General features: G+C 45.3%; 1 protein-coding gene. It reads left to right on the forward strand.

What is annotated here, in order from left to right:
- The first annotated feature begins 71 nt into the window (after positions 1 to 71).
- Positions 72 to 389, forward strand: coding sequence for a transposase (locus tag AC3Y23_RS29055; RefSeq protein WP_379205555.1), 318 nt, complete (start codon positions 72 to 74; stop codon positions 387 to 389).
- Positions 390 to 501 lie beyond the last annotated feature (112 nt).

The raw sequence follows: 501 nt of genomic DNA on the forward strand, positions 1-501 counted from the left end.
TGCAATTAGAATAAATAGTGGACACCCGTTAACGGACAGACCGATAATGAAATCAGTGGAGGTGTGTTCACTTGGGAGAACAAAGACAACGATATAACGAAGAGTTTAAAAAGCAAACCGTAAAGTTCATTCAAGAACAGACAAAGAGCTTAGGCGACTTAGCCGAAGAGCTTAACATTCCGAAAAGCACGCTGCATCAATGGATGAGCCAATATCGAGAGCTGAAAAATGAACCAGCAACAAGCGTGGATCGCGTACGGGAACTCGAAGCAGAGTTGAAAGAGATGCGCCGTCAACTTCAGGAGAAAGATCATCAACTCGCCGACGCTCAAGAAGAATTAGCCATCGTAAAAAAAGCGGTGCACATCTTCAGCAAACCAAGGAACTAAGATTCCAGTTCATGGAGAATCATCGCTCCGAGTTTCGCTTGGAGAAGATGTGCGATACCTTACACGTGTCAAGGAGCGGTTACTATAAGTGGCGGATGGGAAAAACCAGCGC

The organism is Paenibacillus sp. MAHUQ-45, assembly GCF_058133325.1.